This is a genomic window from Paraburkholderia kirstenboschensis (assembly GCF_032806925.1).
GTDB classification, from domain to species: domain Bacteria; phylum Pseudomonadota; class Gammaproteobacteria; order Burkholderiales; family Burkholderiaceae; genus Paraburkholderia; species Paraburkholderia kirstenboschensis.
In genome coordinates, this window is the sequence record NZ_CP136513.1 from 757,446 (window position 1) to 778,115 (window position 20,670).

The 20,670-nt window shown below is 61.8% G+C and carries 16 protein-coding genes and 2 pseudogenes; 10 read left to right on the forward strand and 8 right to left on the reverse strand.

The genetic code is table 11. The annotated features are described in order from the left end of the window. Positions 1-101: 101 nt before the first annotated feature. Both RW095_RS26015 and RW095_RS26020 read left to right on the forward strand, forming a co-directional pair. Positions 102-557 carry an NfeD family protein gene (locus RW095_RS26015; RefSeq protein WP_317021713.1) on the forward strand — a complete coding sequence of 152 codons (456 nt, stop codon included), beginning with the start codon at positions 102-104 and terminating at the stop codon, positions 555-557. A 60-nt stretch (positions 558-617) separates the two neighbouring features. Next, on the forward strand, positions 618-1,550 hold the full coding sequence (locus tag RW095_RS26020; protein WP_317021714.1) for an SPFH domain-containing protein: 933 nt from the start codon (positions 618-620) through the stop codon (positions 1,548-1,550). Between the two features lie 240 nt (positions 1,551-1,790). Here RW095_RS26020 and smpB read toward each other — a convergent pair whose 3' ends face one another. Further along, positions 1,791-2,237, reverse strand: a complete 447-nt coding sequence (gene smpB, locus RW095_RS26025) for an SsrA-binding protein SmpB (RefSeq protein WP_020065648.1) — start codon at positions 2,235-2,237, stop codon at positions 1,791-1,793. Between the two features lie 112 nt (positions 2,238-2,349). Between smpB and RW095_RS26030 the strand changes: the two genes are divergently transcribed. Continuing rightward, entirely contained in the window at positions 2,350-2,787 is a 438-nt protein-coding gene (locus tag RW095_RS26030; RefSeq protein WP_317021715.1) for a type II toxin-antitoxin system RatA family toxin, read from the forward strand. Then, positions 2,784-3,116, forward strand: coding sequence for an RnfH family protein (locus RW095_RS26035; protein WP_317021716.1), 333 nt, complete (start codon positions 2,784-2,786; stop codon positions 3,114-3,116). The genes RW095_RS26030 and RW095_RS26035 overlap by 4 nt, the downstream gene beginning before the upstream one ends. A gap of 30 nt (positions 3,117-3,146) precedes the next feature. Here RW095_RS26035 and RW095_RS26040 read toward each other — a convergent pair whose 3' ends face one another. Next, complete coding sequence (locus tag RW095_RS26040; protein WP_317021717.1) at positions 3,147-4,124, reverse strand: DMT family transporter; 978 nt, start codon at positions 4,122-4,124, stop codon at positions 3,147-3,149. Positions 4,125-4,369: 245 nt separating this feature from the next. On the opposite strand from RW095_RS26040, the gene guaB reads away from it, so the two are divergent. The 4 genes and pseudogenes from guaB to RW095_RS26060 form a co-directional block, all read left to right on the forward strand. Beyond that, positions 4,370-5,830 (forward strand): IMP dehydrogenase, encoded by a 1,461-nt coding sequence (gene guaB, locus RW095_RS26045; RefSeq protein ID WP_317021718.1) that lies wholly within the window; start codon positions 4,370-4,372, stop codon positions 5,828-5,830. A 6-nt stretch (positions 5,831-5,836) separates the two neighbouring features. Then, positions 5,837-6,640 (forward strand): hypothetical protein, encoded by an 804-nt coding sequence (locus RW095_RS26050; protein ID WP_317021719.1) that lies wholly within the window; start codon positions 5,837-5,839, stop codon positions 6,638-6,640. Positions 6,641-6,861: 221 nt separating this feature from the next. Next, complete coding sequence (guaA, locus tag RW095_RS26055) at positions 6,862-8,445, forward strand: glutamine-hydrolyzing GMP synthase (RefSeq protein WP_027775308.1); 1,584 nt, start codon at positions 6,862-6,864, stop codon at positions 8,443-8,445. A 222-nt stretch (positions 8,446-8,667) separates the two neighbouring features. Then, positions 8,668-9,150, forward strand: a pseudogene (locus RW095_RS26060) (Arm DNA-binding domain-containing protein); the annotation flags it as partial. A 61-nt stretch (positions 9,151-9,211) separates the two neighbouring features. Here RW095_RS26060 and bamA read toward each other — a convergent pair. Beyond that, a pseudogene (bamA, locus tag RW095_RS26065) lies at positions 9,212-10,172 on the reverse strand (outer membrane protein assembly factor BamA); the annotation flags it as partial. 562 nt (positions 10,173-10,734) lie between these two features. Here bamA and RW095_RS26070 point away from each other — a divergent pair. Continuing rightward, entirely contained in the window at positions 10,735-11,199 is a 465-nt protein-coding gene (locus RW095_RS26070) for a sensor histidine kinase (protein ID WP_317021720.1), read from the forward strand. 833 nt (positions 11,200-12,032) lie between these two features. Continuing rightward, on the forward strand, positions 12,033-13,088 hold the full coding sequence (locus tag RW095_RS26075; RefSeq protein WP_317021721.1) for an AI-2E family transporter: 1,056 nt from the start codon (positions 12,033-12,035) through the stop codon (positions 13,086-13,088). Positions 13,089-13,306: 218 nt separating this feature from the next. Here RW095_RS26075 and RW095_RS26080 read toward each other — a convergent pair whose 3' ends face one another. From RW095_RS26080 to RW095_RS26100, 5 genes are all read right to left on the reverse strand, one after another. Continuing rightward, on the reverse strand, positions 13,307-13,609 hold the full coding sequence (locus tag RW095_RS26080; RefSeq protein ID WP_317021722.1) for a hypothetical protein: 303 nt from the start codon (positions 13,607-13,609) through the stop codon (positions 13,307-13,309). Positions 13,610-13,784: 175 nt separating this feature from the next. Next, complete coding sequence (locus RW095_RS26085) at positions 13,785-15,521, reverse strand: methyl-accepting chemotaxis protein (protein WP_317021723.1); 1,737 nt, start codon at positions 15,519-15,521, stop codon at positions 13,785-13,787. Between the two features lie 138 nt (positions 15,522-15,659). Continuing rightward, positions 15,660-17,195: a methyl-accepting chemotaxis protein gene (locus RW095_RS26090; protein ID WP_317021724.1), complete on the reverse strand. Its 1,536-nt coding sequence runs from the start codon at positions 17,193-17,195 to the stop codon at positions 15,660-15,662. Continuing rightward, complete coding sequence (locus RW095_RS26095) at positions 17,132-19,615, reverse strand: DUF3772 domain-containing protein (protein ID WP_317021725.1); 2,484 nt, start codon at positions 19,613-19,615, stop codon at positions 17,132-17,134. The genes RW095_RS26090 and RW095_RS26095 overlap by 64 nt, the downstream gene beginning before the upstream one ends. Positions 19,616-19,737: 122 nt before the next feature. Further along, the gene (locus RW095_RS26100; protein WP_317021726.1) at positions 19,738-20,493 is read right to left on the reverse strand and encodes a TetR/AcrR family transcriptional regulator; all 756 of its coding nucleotides are present in this window, start codon (positions 20,491-20,493) and stop codon (positions 19,738-19,740) included. Positions 20,494-20,670: the final 177 nt, after the last annotated feature.

A 20,670-nucleotide genomic window follows, 5' to 3' on the forward strand; every position in this document is an offset into this window, starting at 1 on the left:
AAAGGTAGGTCCAACCGCACGTTCAATGCCGGTGATCCGCATCCGCTTCGTGCTATAAACACCCCGGTAGATCCGGGGTGTTTTGCTTTGTGGAGGTCGACGTGGCGCCAGGTGGACTGTTCTGGTGGGTCGGGGCCGGTGTGCTGGTCGTGCTGGAGTTGCTCAGCGGCACTTTCTATTTGCTGACGATCGCGCTCGGCTGCGTCGCTGCGGCCATCGCGCATATCGCGGGCGCTGCAGCAGACATGCAGTTCGCCGTCGCGGCAATCGTCGCGCTCGCAGCGGTGCTCGTGCTGCGGCGTTCGCGTTTCGGCCGTAGAAGGCGCACGGAGGCGTCAAGAAACCCGGACGTCAATCTCGACATCGGACAGACGGTGAACGTGCCGGCCTGGCACGAGCGTCGTGCGCGAGTCAGCTATCGCGGCGCGGATTGGGACGTCGAACTCGCGCCCGGAGAGCCGGAAGATGCGCACACTTACGAGATCAGGGAGTTGCGCGGTAGTTGCCTCGTTGTCGCCGCGAGACAGCACGCGCGGCCCAATGCGGCGCATCTTTGACATTGACCGGCGGGCCTCGCAGAAATTAATTAAACCAACTAACGGTTTTGGAGGGCAGATATGGATTCGACCATCGTCGGGGCGGTGTTCCTGGTCATCGTGATCGTGCTGGCGGCGCAGACCATCAAGATCGTGCCGCAGCAGCACGCGTGGGTGCTCGAGCGCCTCGGCCGCTATCACAGTACGCTGACGCCGGGTTTGAGCTTCGTATTCCCTTTCGTCGACCGGATTGCGTACAAGCACATTCTCAAGGAAATTCCGCTCGAAGTGCCGAGCCAGGTCTGTATCACGCGCGACAATACGCAACTGCAGGTGGATGGCGTGCTGTACTTCCAGGTTACGGATCCGATGAAGGCGTCGTATGGGTCGAGCAACTTCGTGTTCGCGATCACACAGTTATCGCAGACCACGCTGCGCTCGGTGATCGGCAAGCTCGAACTCGACAAGACGTTCGAGGAGCGAGATTTCATCAATCACGCCATTGTTTCCGCGCTCGACGAAGCTGCGGCGAACTGGGGCGTGAAGGTCTTACGCTACGAGATCAAAGATCTGACGCCGCCAAAGGAAATCCTTCACGCAATGCAGGCGCAGATCACCGCCGAGCGTGAGAAGCGCGCGCTGATCGCGGCGTCCGAAGGGCGCAAGCAGGAGCAGATCAATATCGCGTCGGGCGGGCGCGAAGCGGCGATCCAGAAATCGGAAGGCGAGCGGCAGGCGGCGATCAACCAGGCGCAAGGTCAGGCCGCGGCGATTCTTGCCGTTGCGGACGCAAATTCGCAGGCCATCCAGAAAATTGCCGCTGCGATTCAGTCGAACGGCGGCATGGAGGCGGTGAACCTCAAGGTCGCCGAACAATACGTGAACGCGTTCGGCAATCTGGCGAAGCAGGGCACCACACTGATCGTGCCTGGCAACCTGTCCGACATGAGTTCGATGATCGCGTCGGCGCTCGCCATCGTGAATAAAGGCAAGGGCGTCGCGGACGCGCGCTGAGCACATGGATAGCCGATGTGCTGTCCGGCCGGCGCTGACCGAGCCGAACGAGACGCGGGCGAGCCGGCCCCTGAGTGCCTTCGGAAATGTCGCGCGAAAAAAGAATGGCCCGCATCAGTGCGGGCCATTTTCGTTAGATCTGGTGAAAAAAGACGCGGCGCCCTCGGGCGAAGTGCGGCCATATCCGCGCGACACTTCTCCCGCGTCGCGTAAAGCGAACGACGCAGATCGTGTAAGACCTTAGCCCGGCGAGCGCATCAGACGCGCCTTTTCGCGTTCCCAATCGCGCTTTTTCTCGGTTTCGCGCTTGTCGTGCTGCTTCTTGCCCTTGGCGAGACCGATTTCGCATTTGACGCGGCCGCCCTTGTAGTGGAAGTTCAGCGGCACGAGCGTGTAGCCGCGCTGCTCGACCTTGCCGATCAGTTTGCTGATTTCCTCGCTATGCAAGAGGAGTTTGCGTGTGCGGACCGGATCGGGCGTGATGTGGGTCGAGGCCTCGGGCAGCGGGCTGATATGCGTGCCGATCAGGAACAGTTCGTTGTTACGGATCACGACGTAACCTTCCTTGATCTGGCCACGGCCGGCGCGCAAGGCCTTGACCTCCCATCCTTCGAGCACGAGCCCTGCTTCATAGCGTTCTTCGACCGAGTAGTCGTAGAAGGCTTTTCTGTTGTCGATAATGCTCATGAATGGAAAGTGCCCAACTCGTTTAAAATCACGATTTTAGCAAAGCGGGGCAAGGAAAGCCCGCCGCGCTTTTCAACCCGCTTGCCCACCCTCGCCGCGCGCTGTTCAATCTATGGCAGATGTCCAGAAAACCGTGTTGATCCGCCATTCGGCGGAACAGATGTTCGACCTCGTCACCGACGTTGCCGATTACCCCAACTTCCTGCCCTGGTGCGGAGGAGTGGAGATCCGCCATCGGGACGAATCCAGCATGGAGGCGAAGATCGACATCAACTTCAAGGGTATCAAGCAGCACTTTGCCACGCACAACAGCATGGAGCGGCCCACGCGTATCGACATGGAGTTCGCTGACGGCCCGTTTCGCAAATTCACCGGCTTCTGGCGCTTTACGCCGCTGCGCGCGGACGCCTGCAAGATCGAATTCGCGCTGCACTACGAGTTCACCAACATCATCCTCGAGAAGATCATTGGGCCGGTGTTCAATCACATCGCCAATACATTCGTCGAATCGTTCGTGAAGCGCGCCGATCAGCGCTACGGCAAGGCATGAGCGAACGTCTGTCCGTTCAGGTCTGTTATGCGCTCGCCACCGAGCAGGTGCTGATCGCCGTCGAACTGCCCGCGGGCGCCACACTCATGCAGGCGATCGAGGCCAGCGGCATTTTGCAGCGTTATCCTCAGATCGATCTCGGCACGCAGAAGGTCGGCGTGTTCGGCAAGCTCAAGCCACTCGATACGGCGCTGGCCGATCACGACCGCGTCGAGATCTACCGGCCGCTGCTGGTGGACCCGAAGGTGTCGCGCCAACGCCGCGTCGAGAAAACCCGCAAGGCGGGCTCGATCGAAGGGCGCCGCTGGCAGAACAAGGATTCGCGGTAGGCGCGCCGGTTCGTGGGCGCACCGCTCGCTTCAAGGCGCCGAACCGTGCGCCTTCTTCCCAATTGGCGCGGCGCCTCCGGAGTCGTCATCCGCATGTTGACGCACCGACCAGCACACGCCCGCCACCAATAACAGGATCGCGGCGATCTCCAGCGGCCGCGGCAGCCGTTCGTCGTAAATGAACGCGTAGAGCAGCGCGAACAGCGTTTCGAACACGATCAGCTGGCCGGAAAGCGTGAGCGGCAGCCGCTTCGACGCCGCGTTCCACAGCCCGTTGCCGAGCCACGACGCGCCAATCGCGAGACCGAGATTGAGCATCCAGAAGCTGTGCCAGCGGCCCGGCGCAAGTTCGCCTTGCGGGCCGCCCGGCGGCAGCGCGGCGGCCGCGAGCCAGAGCGCGGCGCCGAGCATGCCCGTCACCACGCCCCATAACACGGACCACTCGTTGCCGCTGAAATGCGTCTGCCGCTGCAGGTAGCGAGCGTTTTCGACCGCGAACCAGGTCCAGCAGCCGAGCGCGCCGACCGCGCAGGCGAGGCCGAGCACTTTGGTGAGAACGCTGACCGGCGTGGCGTCGGCGACCGTGAAGACGTCGATATTGATGCAGGCGATGCCAGCCATCACCATCGCGAGCGGCCAGCCGAGGCGGGAGAGCGGCACCGCGCCGTGGTCGCCGCGGCCCATGAGCGTCACCGTGACGGGCAGCACGCCGACGATCAGCGACGCCGGCGCAACACCGACCAGGTGCACAGCGGCGGTCAGCAGCAGGTAATACAGCAGATTGCCGGCCAGCGCGAGCTTGACGAGCGCGACCAGGTCCTCGCGAGTCAGGCGTTTGACGAGCGAGCGCGCCATTGGCAGCGCTGCCGCCAGCGAGACGACGCCGTACATCGTGTAGCGGCCTGCGGACAGCAGAAGCGGCGAAAAATCCGGCAGCACGCGCGGGACCAGAAAAACCATGCCCCACAACGCTCCAGCTATCACTCCATATGCGACACCGCGCTGCATCGACTGCTCCTGCAAGAAAACCGGGATGGTCCGCAGATTAGCCGTTGGGCGCCCGGCGCGTCTTGTTTGATTCTGCATTCGAGGCGAGCAAACGAAACGCGATCGAACCCGAGGCGAAAGACGAAGCGAAATCGCGGGCGCGAAGCCACGAAAAAAAGCCCCCGAAATTCGCTAAGCTGCTGTTCGCGCAGTGAAAAGCGGGGAGGTATCGCGTATAATTCGCTTTTGCGCCTATAGGATTTGCCATGCGTCTGATCCAAACAGCACTCACGTTCGATGACGTGCTCCTCGTCCCGGCCTTCTCCGATGTTCTGCCGCGCGACACCAGCCTCAAGACCCGGCTGACCCGCAATATTTCCCTGAATATGCCGCTCGTGTCCGCCGCTATGGACACCGTCACCGAAGCCCGCCTCGCTATCGCCATGGCGCAAATGGGTGGAGTCGGCATCATCCACAAGAACCTCACGGCGGCCGAGCAGGCGCGTGAAGTGGCCAAGGTGAAGCGTTTCGAGTCGGGCGTCGTGCGCGATCCGATCACGGTACCGCCGCAAATGAAGGTGCGCGACGTCATTGCGCTGTCGCAACAGCATGGCATTTCCGGCTTCCCGGTGGTGGAGGGCGCGCAGCTGATCGGTATCGTCACCAATCGCGACCTGCGCTTCGAAGAGCGTCTGGACGAGCCGGTGCGCAACATCATGACGCCGCGTGAGCGGCTCGTGACCGTCAAGGAAGGCACCCCGCTCGCCGAAGCCAAGGCGCTGATGCACAGCCACCGCCTGGAGCGCGTGCTCGTCATCAACGACGCATTCGAACTGCGCGGCCTTATGACGGTGAAAGACATCACCAAGCAGACCGAGCACCCGGACGCTTGTAAAGACGAACACGGCAAGCTGCGCGCGGGCGCGGCGGTCGGCGTCGGCGAGGACAACGAAGAGCGCGTCGAACTGCTGGTTCAGGCGGGCGTAGACGTGATCGTCGTCGACACCGCGCACGGTCACAGCAAGGGCGTGCTCGAGCGCGTGCGCTGGGTCAAACAGAACTTCCCGCACGTCGAGGTGATCGGCGGCAACATCGCCACCGCGGCGGCAGCCAAGGCGCTCGTCGAATACGGCGCGGACGGTGTGAAGGTCGGTATCGGCCCGGGCTCGATTTGCACGACGCGAATCGTCGCCGGCGTCGGGGTGCCGCAAGTCACTGCGATCTCGAACGTGTCCGAAGCGCTGAAAGGCACAGGCGTGCCGGTCATCGCAGACGGCGGCGTGCGTTTTTCGGGCGACGTCAGCAAGGCGCTCGCAGCGGGCGCAAATGCCGTGATGATGGGCAGCATGTTCGCCGGCACCGAAGAAGCACCCGGCGACGTGTTCCTGTATCAGGGCCGTCAGTACAAGTCGTACCGCGGCATGGGTTCGGTCGGCGCGATGAAGGACGGAGCGGCGGACCGCTACTTCCAGGACAACTCCGCGAACATCGACAAGCTGGTGCCGGAAGGTATCGAAGGCCGCGTCGCCTACAAGGGCTCGGTCAACGCGATCCTGTTCCAGCTGATCGGCGGCGTGCGTGCCAGCATGGGCTACTGCGGCTGCCGCACGATTGCCGAGATGAACGACAAGGCCGAGTTCGTGCAGATCACGGGCGCGGGCTTGCGCGAGTCGCATGTGCACGACGTGCAAATCACCAAGGAAGCGCCCAACTACCACGTGGACTAAACGCCAATGAAGCCATTGCTGCGCGCTGTACTCATCGTCGACGCGTTGTTGCTGCTCGCGTTCGGCCTGCTGTTCCTGCTGACGCCGTGGACTTCGTTGTACAACGCGCTGCTGCTGGTGCAAACGCAGCCGGCGCTGGTCGGCCAGGCGTTTGGCGTTGCGTTGATCGGGCTCGCGTGGCTCGCGTTGCATGCGTCGATCGACGGTGGGCTGACGTCGTCGGTTGCAAGGGTTGTGGGCCACGTGAACTGGTTGACCGGCGTGCTGATGCTGGTCTGGCTGCTCGGTTTGCATACGCCGGCGCTGACCGGCTTCGGGCAGATCGTCGCGGTGCTCACGGGTGTGGTGCTGCTGGTGCTGGGTCTGGGCGGCGTGCGGTTGTCGGGCGCGGTGCGGCGGCGCGAGAAGTTGCTCGTCGCTGAAGCCACTGCCGCCGAGCGTGCCGAAAAGCAGGCTGCGAAAGACGCCGCAAAGAATGCGGCCAACAGGGCGGCGAACGAAGCGGCCGGCAACACAGCAACCAGCATGGATAGCCGGCGGGAGCCCGTGGTTCCTGCCACGGCGGGCTTCCCGGTGTATCGCGCGGAGCCACTCGTCGAGCCGGCTATGCCCGCTGCGACGGCCGTGCCTGCTGCTCCGGCCACGCGGCCGCTCGGTTCGGCATCTTCCGCGCCGTTGCATCCGGCCGACGAGCCCGGCCTCAGCGCATCGGAACGCGCTGCACGCGCGGAAGCTGCTGCCGCGCGCGACGAAGCCCGCAATGCCGCTGCCGATGCGCCCAATGCGCCCCGGCCCCCGTTTCATGGCTGACGCGCCGCGCGCCACTGCATTCGCCCAAGCAACCGCAATCCGTACGCGCGTGCCCCAGGCAGGCCTCTGCAGCTGTGGCGGGTCAGGCGCACACTGGCTTCATCATCGCGTTTCGCCATCGCATCCGCTGGCCCGCGTGTCCGCGTGGACCGCTTTGAATTCAACGCCGCGCTTCGTGCGCGGCATTCCGTATCCGCTCACTTTTGACTCCGTCCGCTGCCATGCATGACAAGATCCTGATCCTCGACTTCGGTTCGCAAGTCACCCAACTGATTGCACGTCGCGTTCGCGAAGCCAACGTGTATTCGGAAATTCATCCTTACGACGTCGATGCTTCGTTCATCCGCGACTTCGCCCCGAAGGGCGTGATCCTGTCCGGCGGCCCCAGTTCGGTCACCGAAACGGACACGCCGCGCGTGCCGCAAGCGGTGTTCGAACTCGGCGTGCCGGTGCTCGGCATCTGCTACGGCATGCAGGCCATGGCCGAACAACTGGGCGGCAAGGTCGACATCGGCCATTTGCGCGAGTTCGGTTATGCCGAAGTGCGCGCGCGCAATCACACCAGCCTGCTCGAAGGCATCAGCGACTTCACCACGCCGGAAGGTCACGGCATGCTGAAGGTGTGGATGAGCCACGGCGACAAGGTGCTCGAAATGCCGCCGGGCTTCGCGCTGATGGCGTCGACGGAATCATGCCCCATCGCGGCAATGGCCGACGAGACGCGCCGCTTCTACGGCCTGCAATGGCATCCGGAAGTCACGCACACCGTGCAAGGCCGTGCGATGCTCGAGCGCTTCGTGCTGCAGATTTGCGGCGCGCGGCCCGACTGGGAAATGGGCCACTATATCGACGAAGCAGTCGCGAAGATTCGCGAGCAGGTCGGCAACGAGCATGTGATCCTGGGCTTGTCGGGCGGCGTGGATTCGTCGGTGGCGGCGGCGCTGCTGCATCGCGCGATCGGCGATCAACTCACTTGCGTGTTCGTCGATCATGGCCTCTTGCGCCTGAACGAAGCCGAGCAGGTCATGGCTACGTTCGCGGATCACCTGGGCGTGAAGGTGATTCATGTCGACGCAAGCGACGTGTTCCTGCGCAAGCTGGAAGGCGTGACCGACCCGGAAGCGAAGCGCAAGATCATCGGCGCGGAGTTCGTCGAGGTGTTCCAGACGGAAGCCGGCAAGCTCACCGACGCCAAGTGGCTCGCGCAAGGCACGATCTATCCGGACGTGATCGAATCGGCGGGCAAGGGCAAGAAGGCGACGCAGACTATCAAGAGCCACCACAACGTGGGCGGCCTGCCTGAGACGTTGAATCTGAAGCTGCTCGAACCGCTGCGCGAACTGTTCAAGGACGAAGTGCGCGAACTCGGCGTGAAGCTCGGTTTGCCGCCGGCTATGGTGTATCGCCATCCGTTCCCCGGCCCGGGTTTGGGCGTGCGGATTCTCGGCGAAGTGAAGCGCGATTTCGCGGACCTGCTGCGCCGTGCAGACGCCATTTTCATCGAGACGCTGCGCACGTTCATCGACAAGGAAACCGGCAAGTCCTGGTACGACCTGACGAGCCAGGCGTTCGCGGTGTTTCTGCCGGTGAAGAGCGTCGGCGTGATGGGGGACGGCCGCACTTACGAGTACGTGGTCGCGTTGCGCGCCGTGCAGACGCTGGACTTCATGACCGCGCATTGGGCGCATCTGCCGCATGAGTTGTTGGGGCACGTGTCGAACCGCATCATCAATGAAGTGCGCGGGATCAACCGGGTCGTGTACGACATCTCGGGGAAGCCGCCGGCAACGATCGAGTGGGAGTAAATTAGATTTCTCTGCAGTGGTCTGCAGAGGTCTATAAGTCTTTCGATTTCCCCTACGGAATCAAAGGTGTATTGTCTTTTTTCATCCGCCAGCATCCGACGACAGCAGCGCGTGATCAACGGTACCGGCGACGGTATAGCATCTTTCTCTGCAGACGATCCAACCTGATACCGTCACCAGGCGTGACGGTATCGAGCGACGGTATCAGTTCACGGAGTATGCATGCTTACGGACCGCGAGTTGCGGGCGCTCAAGCCGACCGGCAGTATCTGCAAGGTGACCGACCAACGTGGCCTGTATGTGGCGGTTAGGTCGTCCGGGGTAGTTAGTTTCCGTTTTGACTATCGCCTCAATGGACGTCGCGAGACGTTAGTCATAGGTCGCTACGATCCCCGGCTGCCTGCCCGCGGGACCCGTGATGTCGAGGAACTGAGCTTCGGTATGTCACTGAGTCTTGCGGAGGCGAGGCTTTTGCTCGAACGGGCCCGTCGGGAAGTTGAGCAGGGCATCGGCCCGTCGAGAGCAAAGGTCGACAAGCGGGTGGAAGCGGCCGAGGCGCTGACGTTCGGGAATTGGGCCGAGAAGTACTTCGCGGAAGCGCCACTGGCGGAGTCGACCCGTGCAATGAGGAAGTCCGTCTACGACCGAAATCTCGCGGCGGAATTCGGGCGGCTCAAGCTCGAAGAAATCACCCCCTCCCAAGTTGCGTCTTCTATACGGATTTGTATGCGCAAAACGATTGTTCAACGAATTGGCTGCGTGCCGCTCAGAAAGACGTACCGATCTGGAACTGGAACTTCTGAGTTTTGTCGGTCGCATGTTTGACGATCGGGAAACCGACCGACAGCTTGAGTGGGCCGATGGGCGAGATCCATTCGAGACCGGCGCAGTAGCTGTAACGTAACCCGTTTGCGCCGGTGCTATTGCCTTCGTCTCCCCAAACATTGCCGGCGTCGACGAAGGTGAATACGCGTAGAGTTCGGTCCCAGCCGCTGCCGGGCAGCGGGAACGTCATCTCGACGTTAGCCACCACCATCCGCGATCCACCGATCGGATCGCCAGTTGTCTTGTCGGTCGGACCGAGAGAGCCGGACTCATAGCCCCGCACCGAGCCGATGCCGCCTGCGTAGTCGTTTTTTGAAGATCGGATAGGCCTTGCCGGCAAAACCGTTGCCGTAACCGCCCTGGAGATTCAGGCCAAGAATAAAGCCGCGCGCAAACGAGTAGTAGTACTGCGCCTGAACATCTGCCTTGTAGTACTCGGTGCCGCCCGCCGGGGTCCCGACTTCACCGTTGGTCTGGATGAAGTAGCCGCGGCTCGGCACGAGCGTGCTGTCACGATTGTCGCGAGCCCAACCCGTAGTAAGCGGGACGTTGTTCACCACGCGGCCGAATTCGGAAACGTAGTCGAGATAGCTTTGCGGCGTCGAGGAGTCTGTAGACAAGCGGTTCTGCTCGAGTCCGACGCCGAAATAAACCGTGTCCGCTTCGGAAAATGGAATGCCGAATTTCAGGTCCGCGCCCATGGTGATGATGCGGAAACTCGTGTCTGTATAGTTGTAGAGCGGATAGCTGGTCCGGTAATACACGTCGGTTATCCGCTTGATACCGTCCACCGTGAAATACGGATCAGTTTGCGTCACTGTCAGCGTGCGGTAGGTCTTCGCGGTGTTGACGTTGACGGCGAGGCTCGTGCCAGAACCAAACACGTTGTCCTGCGAGATGCCGCGAAATCGACGACCTTGCCCTCGTTGTCGAAGCGAATCATGTCGATACCCATGAGTTCCTTGCCATTGACATTGGCCGAGAACTCCGGCACCACACAGGCCCGTCGGCGTCGGCAAACTGGCACCGGTAGGTGAAGTCCATAAACACCTTGAACACCATGCCCCGGACGAGCTGCACAGCCTGCGCGCTGGGGTATGGCGTGTGCGCCATGGGCGAGCGGAAAACGGCCTTGGGGTGCAGGATGGCGGGCAATTCGGCCAGGTCGCCTGTGCGGCCATGTCGTGCTATTCCTCCACGCTTTCTGCCACCGTGGGCGCCACGCGTTGCGCAAAGCCGGCGGCTGCGGGAGACTTTTGCGTTGTGGCCGTGGTATCCAGGCCTAGGTCGCCAAACACGCCGCATCGCGACGTGGCGACCTAAGCTCGGGCGTGGGCCGCACTTCTCTTCGGCATGGTTTTCTCCGAATAGGGACCTGCGAGCGGTTGTGAATGACAACCGGTGACGTGACCAAACAGACCGGGTCACTCGTTTCCGGCGCGGACGTCCTTTTACACTGATTCTTTGAGCGCGACGACGGCGGCGCATCGGCTTTTACTGAGCAACAAGGACAATGGGCGAGGGATTCCGCCTGCGATGCTTGGGAGTCTGTTCGAGATGTTCGTTCCGGGGCCGGCATCCGGCGGCCAGCACAACAATGGACTGGGCGTGTGGCTATCAGTGGTCAAGCATCTGGTTGAGCTGCATGGCGGCTCGGTGAGAGCGATCAGCGACGGCATGACGGGCAGCGAGTTCATCGTCGACCTGCCTCTGGACGCCGGCCGTCCACAGCAGACCACCCGCGGGTGCCGTCATCACGTGGACGGATATCGCTCACCAACCAGTTGCACGGGTTTAGTCTGGACGCACGGACCCGTCCAAAACAGGGGAGGGCGTGGCGGGGACAAACGCAGACGGCGCGCACATGCTGTCTGCGAAGGGCGAAGGCCATACCCTTTGCAAACGTGCATTCGCCCAGCGAGAGGATAAAAAGCCCTAGTGCGTCCGCTGGCTGCTGTTTCCAACCAGGCGCTCAAGCTCCAGTAGCGCCTCGCCGAGTGCGTCGATAGCACCATTGGCTGTTGAGGCTGTCGCAGCACTGCGCAGGGCGTGTTGTACGATTTCATGGACGGCATGAGGTTTCAATTGCCGGCCGAGGGCTCTGGGTTGCTGCGCCATAGGAAATCCTGCGTAAAAATTCTACCTGCGTCCCACAGTCAAGGGGGGAACAAAAACACGATAAGGCTGACGGACAATCCCGGAAGCATTCAGCGAGCGGGAACGCTCCTTCCCATGACATCCGCTGAATGACGTACTGGCCGCATGCAGTCAGTCTGGGTTCATTGCGGAAACCTGTCACGAAAAACCCGGTTCTATCCTCCTCCGTCGGTCATCTGTCCACCGGAGTTGGGTCGCCATGCTGTAATTGACATTAAACACACAACTGATAATAATGTCAACTATGTGGCCGAGAGCATGGGAGGCCCTGTTTGATCACGGCTGCCCACGAGGCTGAAAGCGCCTCGCTACTGCGTCGACCTCAATGGTTCCGATCATGGATGGAAGATGGCGTCAGGTCGGGTGACTAGCACGAAGTGTCCCGGTCCTCCGTCAATTCCGGGCGTGGAGGGCGAAACCTTGTCGGAAAGGCGTTGCGGCTTCGGCAAGTTTTTTCCCGCGGAAGAGAGAGGGGCGACGATGCAGTGCGAGTCATTTGATGGTTTGCGTTCCCTCTGACGGACGCACCGAAATACACCGGTCAGTTCGGAATCTCCCACTTCCCGATGCGAGAGCACCCGATTTTTTCACCACACCTTGCGCTTATGACTTTGTACAATCGCCAAACCATCTCATGGGGCGCTGTAGTCTTGACGGTCGCTGTCTTGCTATGGATCTTGCGCCCCGTCCTCGCGCCCTTCCTTCTTGGTGGGCTCATCGCATATGTTCTGCAGCCGGGGGTCGAGTGGCTGGTTCGTCATCGCACGCCACGCGGGCTCGCGGCGTTCGCGATGATGTTGTTGTTCGGATTGATGGCTGCGCTGCTCGCTCTGCTCGTGTTCGCCGTGATCCAGAAGGAAGGACCTGAGCTGATCGGGCAGATTCCCTCCCTGGTGGGGAAGCTCAACACGTGGTTGCAACCCAAACTGGCTTTCCTGGGCCTGAGCTACTCGCTCGATTTGGGCAATCTTCGCGACATGGTGGCGGTGGATCTCAAAGCGAGCGAACAGACAGTCGCGTTGGCTGTGTGGCAGTCCATGCGCGCGAGCGGCAACGTGATGATCACTGTCGTCGGCAACGTCGTGCTGGTGCCGCTTGTGCTGTTCTATCTGCTCTATGACAGACACGAGGCATTCGCTCGCCTGGAAAGCTTCGTGCCGCGACGCTGGCTGGGCAGAACGCGGGAGTTCATGACAGACATAGACCTGATGCTGTCGCAGTACCTGCGTGGCCAGGTGCTCGTGATGGGAGTGCTCGCCGCGTTCTATCCGATAGCACTGACGATCGCGGGCTTCGAAATCGCGCTACCCGTCGGTCTTTTTACCGGGCTTGCGGTGTTCATTCCGTATATCGGATTTGCGACCGGGCTTGCCCTTGCGCTGCTAGCCGCGCTGCTGCAGTTCGGTAGCTGGTATGGCGTTGGCGCGGTGGTCGTCGTGTACACCGTCGGCCAGATTCTCGAAAGCTTCATTCTCACGCCACGCCTCGTTGGTGAACGCATCGGCCTGCATCCGCTCGCGGTGATTTTCGCCTTGCTGGCGTTCGGTCAGCTCTTCGGTTTCTTTGGCGTGCTACTCGCGCTGCCGGCCAGCGCGATCCTGGCGACGGGTCTGCGCGAACTGCGCCGCCGCTATCTCGCGAGTGCGCTTTACGGTAGCTGACTGACGTTCACAGCGCCGTTGTATTGGGCGTAGGAGCCAGGGCGCCGGGCAACGCGACCGGCAGCCGTCTCCCAACTCCTTCGTTGTCAGCGCCGTTTCTCCGGCCACACTCCGTCGTACGGCAACCCGCAGGAGCGCCCGTGATTTTCGTGCCATTTGCCGATCAGCGCCATCCAGGCATGGCAATTTCGAATGCAAGCCGCAACGGTTAGCCCCAGCTAATCCGATCGATGCCGGGACGATTCGTGACCGAGTGTGGCGAGGATGGTATTTGTGAGTTCAAGCAGCGCCAAGTGATATTCGGCGGGCAGGCGCACATCGTCCGTCAGGGACATGGCTTCTTCAATGCCCTGCCGGAACGACCTGGCGATCCCGGCGCGCTGCGACCTCCTCAGGTGTGGCAAGGCTGCCTCAAGAAACTTGCTCAGAACCACCGCCCGCGCGCCAAGCACGCTCACTTTCTTTGTGTTGGCGCTCGTAAGCCTGTCGATTCCTTCAAGCGCTTCTTCGAGGTTGTCCAATTTTCATATCCCGTCAGAATGCATGGGTCGCGTCAAGCGATGCCGTCAGATGTTTTGACCGTCTGCGCGAGTCGCACCGGCACAGCCAGGTTGCCTCGGGCGAACTGGCTGGCCGGAACGCTGCGGCGTCGGTGGGCTCGCCGGCAAGGACACGCACGATCGCGTTCGGCCGAACTCAAAATGTATCCCATTCATCGGTGTCGGCAGCTGCTGCGATGCTCGCCCGGGCGGCCGGCCTTGCGGGTTGTGTGCCGGAGACTACCGCTTTTCTGACTACCGGCACGGCTGCCCGTCCGGGAGACGCCACGCGGTTCCCAGCGAAGGCGGGTCGACTCGCGGCTGCCGGCTCAACCCGAAAGATGGAAATGGTCCGGTGCAGTTGTCGACCCTGATCTTCCAGCGACTTCGAGGCGGCTGCCGCTTCCTCTACCAGCGCGGCATTCTGCTGCGTGACCTCGTCCATCTGGGTGATCGCCTGGTTGACCTGCTCGATACCGCGACTCTGTTCCATCGACGCCGTCGCGATTTCGCCCATGATGTCGGTCACCCGTCCAACGGCCAGCGTGACCTCGAACATCGTCTTTCCCGCCTCACTCGCCAGCGACGAACCATCCTGAACCTTTTGTAGCGACGCGTTGATCAGATCCTTGATTTCTTTGGCCGCACTGGATGAACGCTGGGCGAGGCTGCGCACTTCGCTTGCGACCACCGCAAACCCGCGGCCCTGTTCGCCTGCCCGGGCTGCTTCCACCGCAGCGTTCAATGCCAGGATGTTGGTCTGGAACGCGATCCCTTCAATGATGCCGGTGATCTCGCCAATCTTCGTGGAACTCGCGCTGATCTCGCCCATCGTATCGACGACCTGGCTGACGACGGTATTCCCTTTCCGCGCCACTTCAGAAGCGTTGGCAGACAGCGCGCTCGCCTGCTGGGCGTTCTCGGCATTCTGCTTCACGGTTGACGTCAGTTCTTCCATGCTCGATGCCGTCTCCTCCAGCGAGGCCGCCTGCTGTTCGGTCCGGGAAGACAGGTCCGTGTTACCTGATGCGATCTCGCTGGAACCGGTGGCAATACTGTCTGCAGCGGTGCGGACCTGGCCGATCAGGTTGACAAGACTGACCTGCATGTCGCCCATCGACATGAGCACACTCCCGGCAGGTGCATTCTCCGCACCCGGGACCGGGCTCAGATTGCCGGCCGCGATGCGTTGCGTCACTTCAGCCAGCGCGCCCGGCTCGGCACCGAGAGCACGCAACAGGTCGCGAGTAATCACAACCCCGGCCAACACCGCTATTGCGATGGCAGCCAGACAGACGGCGATCAGCAGATTGCGCTGGTTCGCATACTGGTCTGCAGACTCCTGAATCATTCGTGCTGCGCGTTGGTGGGTTAGATCCTGGTAGTCGTTGGACGCTTTGATCAAGGCAGAAAGTAGTGGCCTGCACTTATTGTCGATGTCTGCAATGGCGGCATCACGCTGGTTGTTCAGGGCGAGCCTTGCAATTTCCAACGCCACCGGACGATAAAGGCCTTCGATTCGTGCAATTTCTGCAGCGCGACTACGCGCCTCATCGCTCATGTCGTGAGCGGCTGCCACCATTGCATTGAATTTTTCGAGGCGAGTCTCGACTTTCGCTTCTGCATCGACAACGGCGGCTTTTTCGATCTCGACGTCGGCGGGCGTGGTGACGAGCACCAGATTGCGTACCGCTATGGCGCGATTCGCAACGGCGTTCCGGACGGACGCCGCCATTTCAGCCCGTGCGTTGATGCCAGTTACGTAGCCGGAAAAGCGCTCGTTGGCGTCGCCCAGTGCTGCCAGCGACATGCCCGCCACGATCAGCACGAGGACGGCCAGCACGCCAAAGGCGGCAGAGAGTTTCACCTTCATCGGCAGACGTTTGAAATTCATGGTAGAGGTCCAGTCGAGAAATCGTTTCCGGTCGTTGGTCAACGCGGAAGACGCCATATCGGAATTGAGGTGCCATCCCCGTGATGTGCAACAGGCATGAGCCAGGCATCGCTGCAGCGCGCGGCCTCAGCTTCAGCGTCAAGCGGGACCGGCCCCGCGATCCCCTCCCGCACGGACGCGAAATACCGACACCGTGGTTTCCAGTTGCCCCGCCTGCTCCTTGAGCGACAGTGCCGCCGCGGACGCCTGTTCGACCAGCGCCGCGTTCTGCTGCGTCACCTGGTCCATCTGTGCCACCGCGACATTGACCTGTTCGATACCCTTCGACTGGTCGTCGGACGCGGCGGCGATCTCGCCCATCAGGTCGCTGACCTTTTGCACCGAAGCGCGGATTTCCGCCATCGCCTGGCTGGCGCGCTCGACCTGCCGCGCGCCGGTCTCGACGCGGCCAAGTGAGTCCGTGATCAGTTCCTTGATCTCCCGGGACGCGGTGGCGCTGCGCTGGGCCAGCGAGCGCACCTCACTGGCGACCACCGCGAAACCGCGCCCCTGCTCGCCGGCGCGCGCCGCTTCGACGGCGGCGTTCAGGGACAGGATATTGGTCTGGAAGGCGATCCCTTCGATGACGCTGGTAATTTCGGCAATCTTGCCGGACGCGTCGGAAAGGCCTCGCATTGTCTGGACGACTTCCTGCGTCGCCTGATTGCCCTGCTCGGTCAGCAGCGCCGTACTCGTCACCACCTGACTGGCCTGTTTCGCGTTGTCGGCATTCTGGCGAACCGTCGACGTCAGTTGCTCCATGGACGAGGCAGTTTCCTCCAGCGAGGCGGCCTGCTCTTCGGTGCGTTGCGACAGGTCCAGGTTGCCGGCCGAAATTTCCTGCGCGGCGGTGTCGATCGACCGGGAGCCGTCCCGCACGATACTGATCGTCTGGACCAGTTTGCGTTGCATCGCCTGCAGGCCGCTCATCAGCTGCCCCATCTCGTCGCGCGTGCGAACCTCGACCTGCGTCGTCAGGTCGCCGTCGGCGATCGCCCTGAAATGACGCAGAGCCTCACCCAATGGCGCACCGATCGCGCGCTGCAGCGACCACCAGGCGAGCACCGCCGCACCGAGCGCGATCAGCATACCGGCGATGGCTACAACGACGAACTCATGGAAGCGGGCCCGCGCGGCATCAAACGTCGCCCGCGCAGTGGTGACCTGGATCTGGTCCAGTGCATTCAGGCCGCCGGTCACATCACTGGCCAGCGACGGCGGGATGTGCAGCCAGACCTCGGGGATCTTCGCCGCATCATGGGTGGCAATCGCGCGGAACATCGGCTCCAGGCCATTGGCGACGAGTGCATCGAGCTTCGCATTCACGTCGGCCGCGCGGCGCGCCTCGTCGGGTCCGGAGAAGGGCAGCGTGCGATACACGTCCCACGCCCGCTTTGACGCCGTGAGCAGATCACGGGCGGTCTGCGTTTCCTGGGGCACGTCTGGACTGGCCGGATCAAGCGCGATGCGATACAGCCAGAGACGGGACGTCGACAGTGCAACGCTGGCCTGACCGAGCGCCGCTGAAGAGGCGAGATCGTTGGAATAGAGTTCCTGCATATCGGCGTTGCTCATTGACACGCCGACGATCCCGATGACGCCGCCGAGGACCAGCAGCACGCCGAGAAAACCCATCGCCAGAGCCAGGCGGAAACGGATACTGAGGTTCTTGAGCATGGTGAGAGAAGGGGGGATAGGGATGATAAGGGTGATAGGGTGCGCAAGGCGCAGGAAGAGGGCCGCGCCAGCGTCTGCGTTTGATTGACAAACGTCATCGTAATGCCGTCGGGCGTCAGTTGACTGAACATGACGGATGGCAGGGGGTGTTCGAGAACCGCCGGATGATCCAGGTAAGCATCGACAAGGATATCGCGGACCCGCTCGGGGTCGACATCCAGCGCGAATGTGAGAACAAGAGTGGCGACGCCTTGCGTGGTGTTTCCCATCGTCACGTTGCGCACGTTCTGCGATATGAGCTGCGAATTCGGAACGATCACCGTTGACCTGTCTGACAGGTGGATCTCGGTGGCACGTACGCTGATGCGCCGTATGTCGCCCTCGATGCCTGCGATACTGATCATGTCGCCTACCTTGACGGGCCGCTCGGCGAGCAATATGAGCCCCGAGATGAAGTTCTTCACGATCTCCTGAAGGCCAAAACCGATTCCCACGGATAACGCGCTGACAATCCAGGCCAGGTTGTGCCATCTCACTCCAAGCACGGACAAAGTCTGCAACGCAACCAATGCATAGCCGACGTTTGCGAACAGCGTCAGCAGTGAAGCGCGCATGCCCGGACTCATCTCTGTCTTGGGCAGCAAGTCCTTGTCGAACCATTTGCGCACCGAACGGACCAGGTATAGCCCGATGCCGCACGTCGGTATGGCGCTCAGGATCTGAGCGGGGACGATATTGAGCGCGCGCAGGCGATCGCCGCCCAGCATGTCGAGAATGCTGTCGAAGAGTTCGGCTGGGGTCGTTCCCAAGCCACCGGTGAGCAATGCGACCACCGCAGCGACGATCAGTGCGCTGCGGCAAATGCCGGAAAGGACCGTGCCGATCTGTTCGAGATGAAAGTCTTTGAGAGCAAACAGATGTCTGATCGTTTTGCCGCTTGCATGCGCGGGAGACAGCGCGCTTTCACATACGTCGTGCGTGAGCTTGACAAGAAAATAGAGACTGCACAGGACGATGTCGAACCATACGAGTTCGTACGTGAGGAAGCGCGCGACGGAAACGTATCCGCAGAGCAGTGCAACCAGGGCGCCCACGACGCTCACGCAGACGGCAGCGTGAATCAAGCCGGCAAGCGTCGACCGCGCTTCGGGGAAATGGCCCGCAGCGGCAAGCGCGGTGCGTACCCGGTTGACCCGCAGCAGCGACGCACCGATGGTCAACACGACGATCAACGCCACCAGACCACGAGTGAAAATCGTAAGCTGGAGGCTCGTATCGACAGCCCGGTTGATCTGCTCGATCGTCCCTGAAAATAGCAGCAGCGCCGCCAATATTCGCGGGAAAGGGCTGAGCGCGCGCGCAACCGGATCGGCGATGGCCGGCAGCCGCCAGGAGGGATGTCGTGTACAAAGGAACGCCCTGCCCGGAGCGGCGACCAGCACACAATTGGCGATATGTTTGACGAGACCGTCGACGAAGGTCTGAAGGGCAGGCGAAAGGGGCTGCTGACTGGCGACCGCCAGGCTGACGAGGTGAACGGCGCAAATCGCGGTTGCCAACGTCGCAAGCACGGTCGATACCGCGAAAGCACTGCGCCGCAGCCGTCCTTCCGGAAGACGCCTCAGACAGAGGGAGCCCAACGTTCTTTCAAGGATGCGCGTCCCGATTGTCGTGCAGGCCAGCGCCATCAGCAGAAGAATCGTCGTGGTGATCCTCCGTTCCGGTTGCCACATCGACTGCATCTGTTTTTCGATCTGCTCACCGAATGCCCGCAGATGTTGATAGTCCGCCGCTTCAGGGAGCAGGACCGGCGTCCAGAATGGAATGCTCAGAATGCTTCCCGTACGAAGCGCCAATTGGTCTTTCAAATGTTCGTGCAGCAGTCGCCCAATCTGCGCATTCACGTTGAGAAGGTTGTCTTTGATAGCTTGCGCCTGTTTGACTTCTGCATCGAGTCGCGCTTGCTGCGCCGTCAGGGCGTCGCGTTGCCTCGCCACGGCGGGGGTTTCCGAACCGGTGTCCGCGGCGGGCATCGCACCCAGCACGTCGAGCTGCGCATGTGTTCTCGCGAGATCGGGCTGCAGAGAGCCGACTATCAAGCTGTCGACATCTTCGGCTACACGGCGGCTCAGTGCGTCCAGTTCAAGTAGCTGGGCGTCGCTGGTTGCCGCAGATGCACGCTGCCTGATCAGATCTTCCCTATTTTGAAGGGCATTGAGTGCGTGGGAGGCGTCCGGTGCGGGAGCGATCGGGGGCAGAACGTGGGCGGATTCTGCGGTCCCGGGAGGCGGCGCGTTGGCCGGGCAGGCAGTGCCAGGAAGAATGCCGAACAGCGCAAGAACGCTCAGGCGGAGGACGACCACAAAGAAATATCGCATGACGCACATGCGCGGAGCGCGTAGAGAGTTAGACACGGCCTGGCGAGCCGAAGCCGGCATCCGTCGATGTGCCTTTGTCTCGCGGTTCGACAAAGAGGCTCGCATGGTTGAATCAGGATTCCTCAAAAATACTGCTGGCTTTGGAGCGGCGTCGGCAGTGGCCGCCGGGCAATCTTCTCCGCCTCCGCGCGTTTCAGGCCGAACGCCTGCAGGACGATGGCTGCCGTGCCCTCTGCGAGCTTCTCCTCTTTCGATCGAAGCGTTTTGCGCATACGGACCATGCGTTTCGACGACGCGGAGGAATTGAGTTCGACGGCTACCCCTGCGAGCACCGTGCCGATGACGGAAATCACGCACGTCAGTTCGTCGGCCACCACGAAGCGTTGCTCGGAAATGCCCCTCGCCGTATCGCGCAGGAGTCGCTGGCCGAGCCCTCTGCTGAGGGCGCGCATCGACAGGCCTTCGCGTATCAGCAGTTGTCCCCAGACCGGCTCGCGGCAAGCGCGCAAAAGCGTATGGCGAATCGACACCGCGATCACTTCGGCGGGGTCCGACAAACCGCTTGCGAGTCGATCCAGCGTATTGGCAAATTCCTCGAACAGCCATTCGACCAGCGCGGTGAAGATGCCCTCCTTTGAGTCGAAGTGATTGTAGAAGGAGCCAAATCCCACATCGGCTGCGTCCGTGATCTCGCTGATCGTCACACCGTCCATTCCTTTTTTCGCGATCTGTGCGAAGGCGGCGTCGAGCAGGCGGACGCGGGTTTCGCTCTTGCGCCGGGCGAGACGCGGCGAATCTCCGGCGGGCGGCTCGCGCGCCGGAATCAAGGCCGTGACTGCTTGTCGGCGGCTCGCGCGCGGGTTGGAGCCATCAGGCATTGTTGCCTCCTCGGTCATTGTCTGTTCGGATTTTAGATTCAAACGTCATGGTTGACAAGATCATCAGGTATGGGTCTAATCTCATCCGTGCGGCTGACATGCGGAAACGTGGGCTAGCAGGACTGAACGAGCAGGGTGGGTGCAGCGACAACGTCTCAGGCGTTGACGGCCACCAGG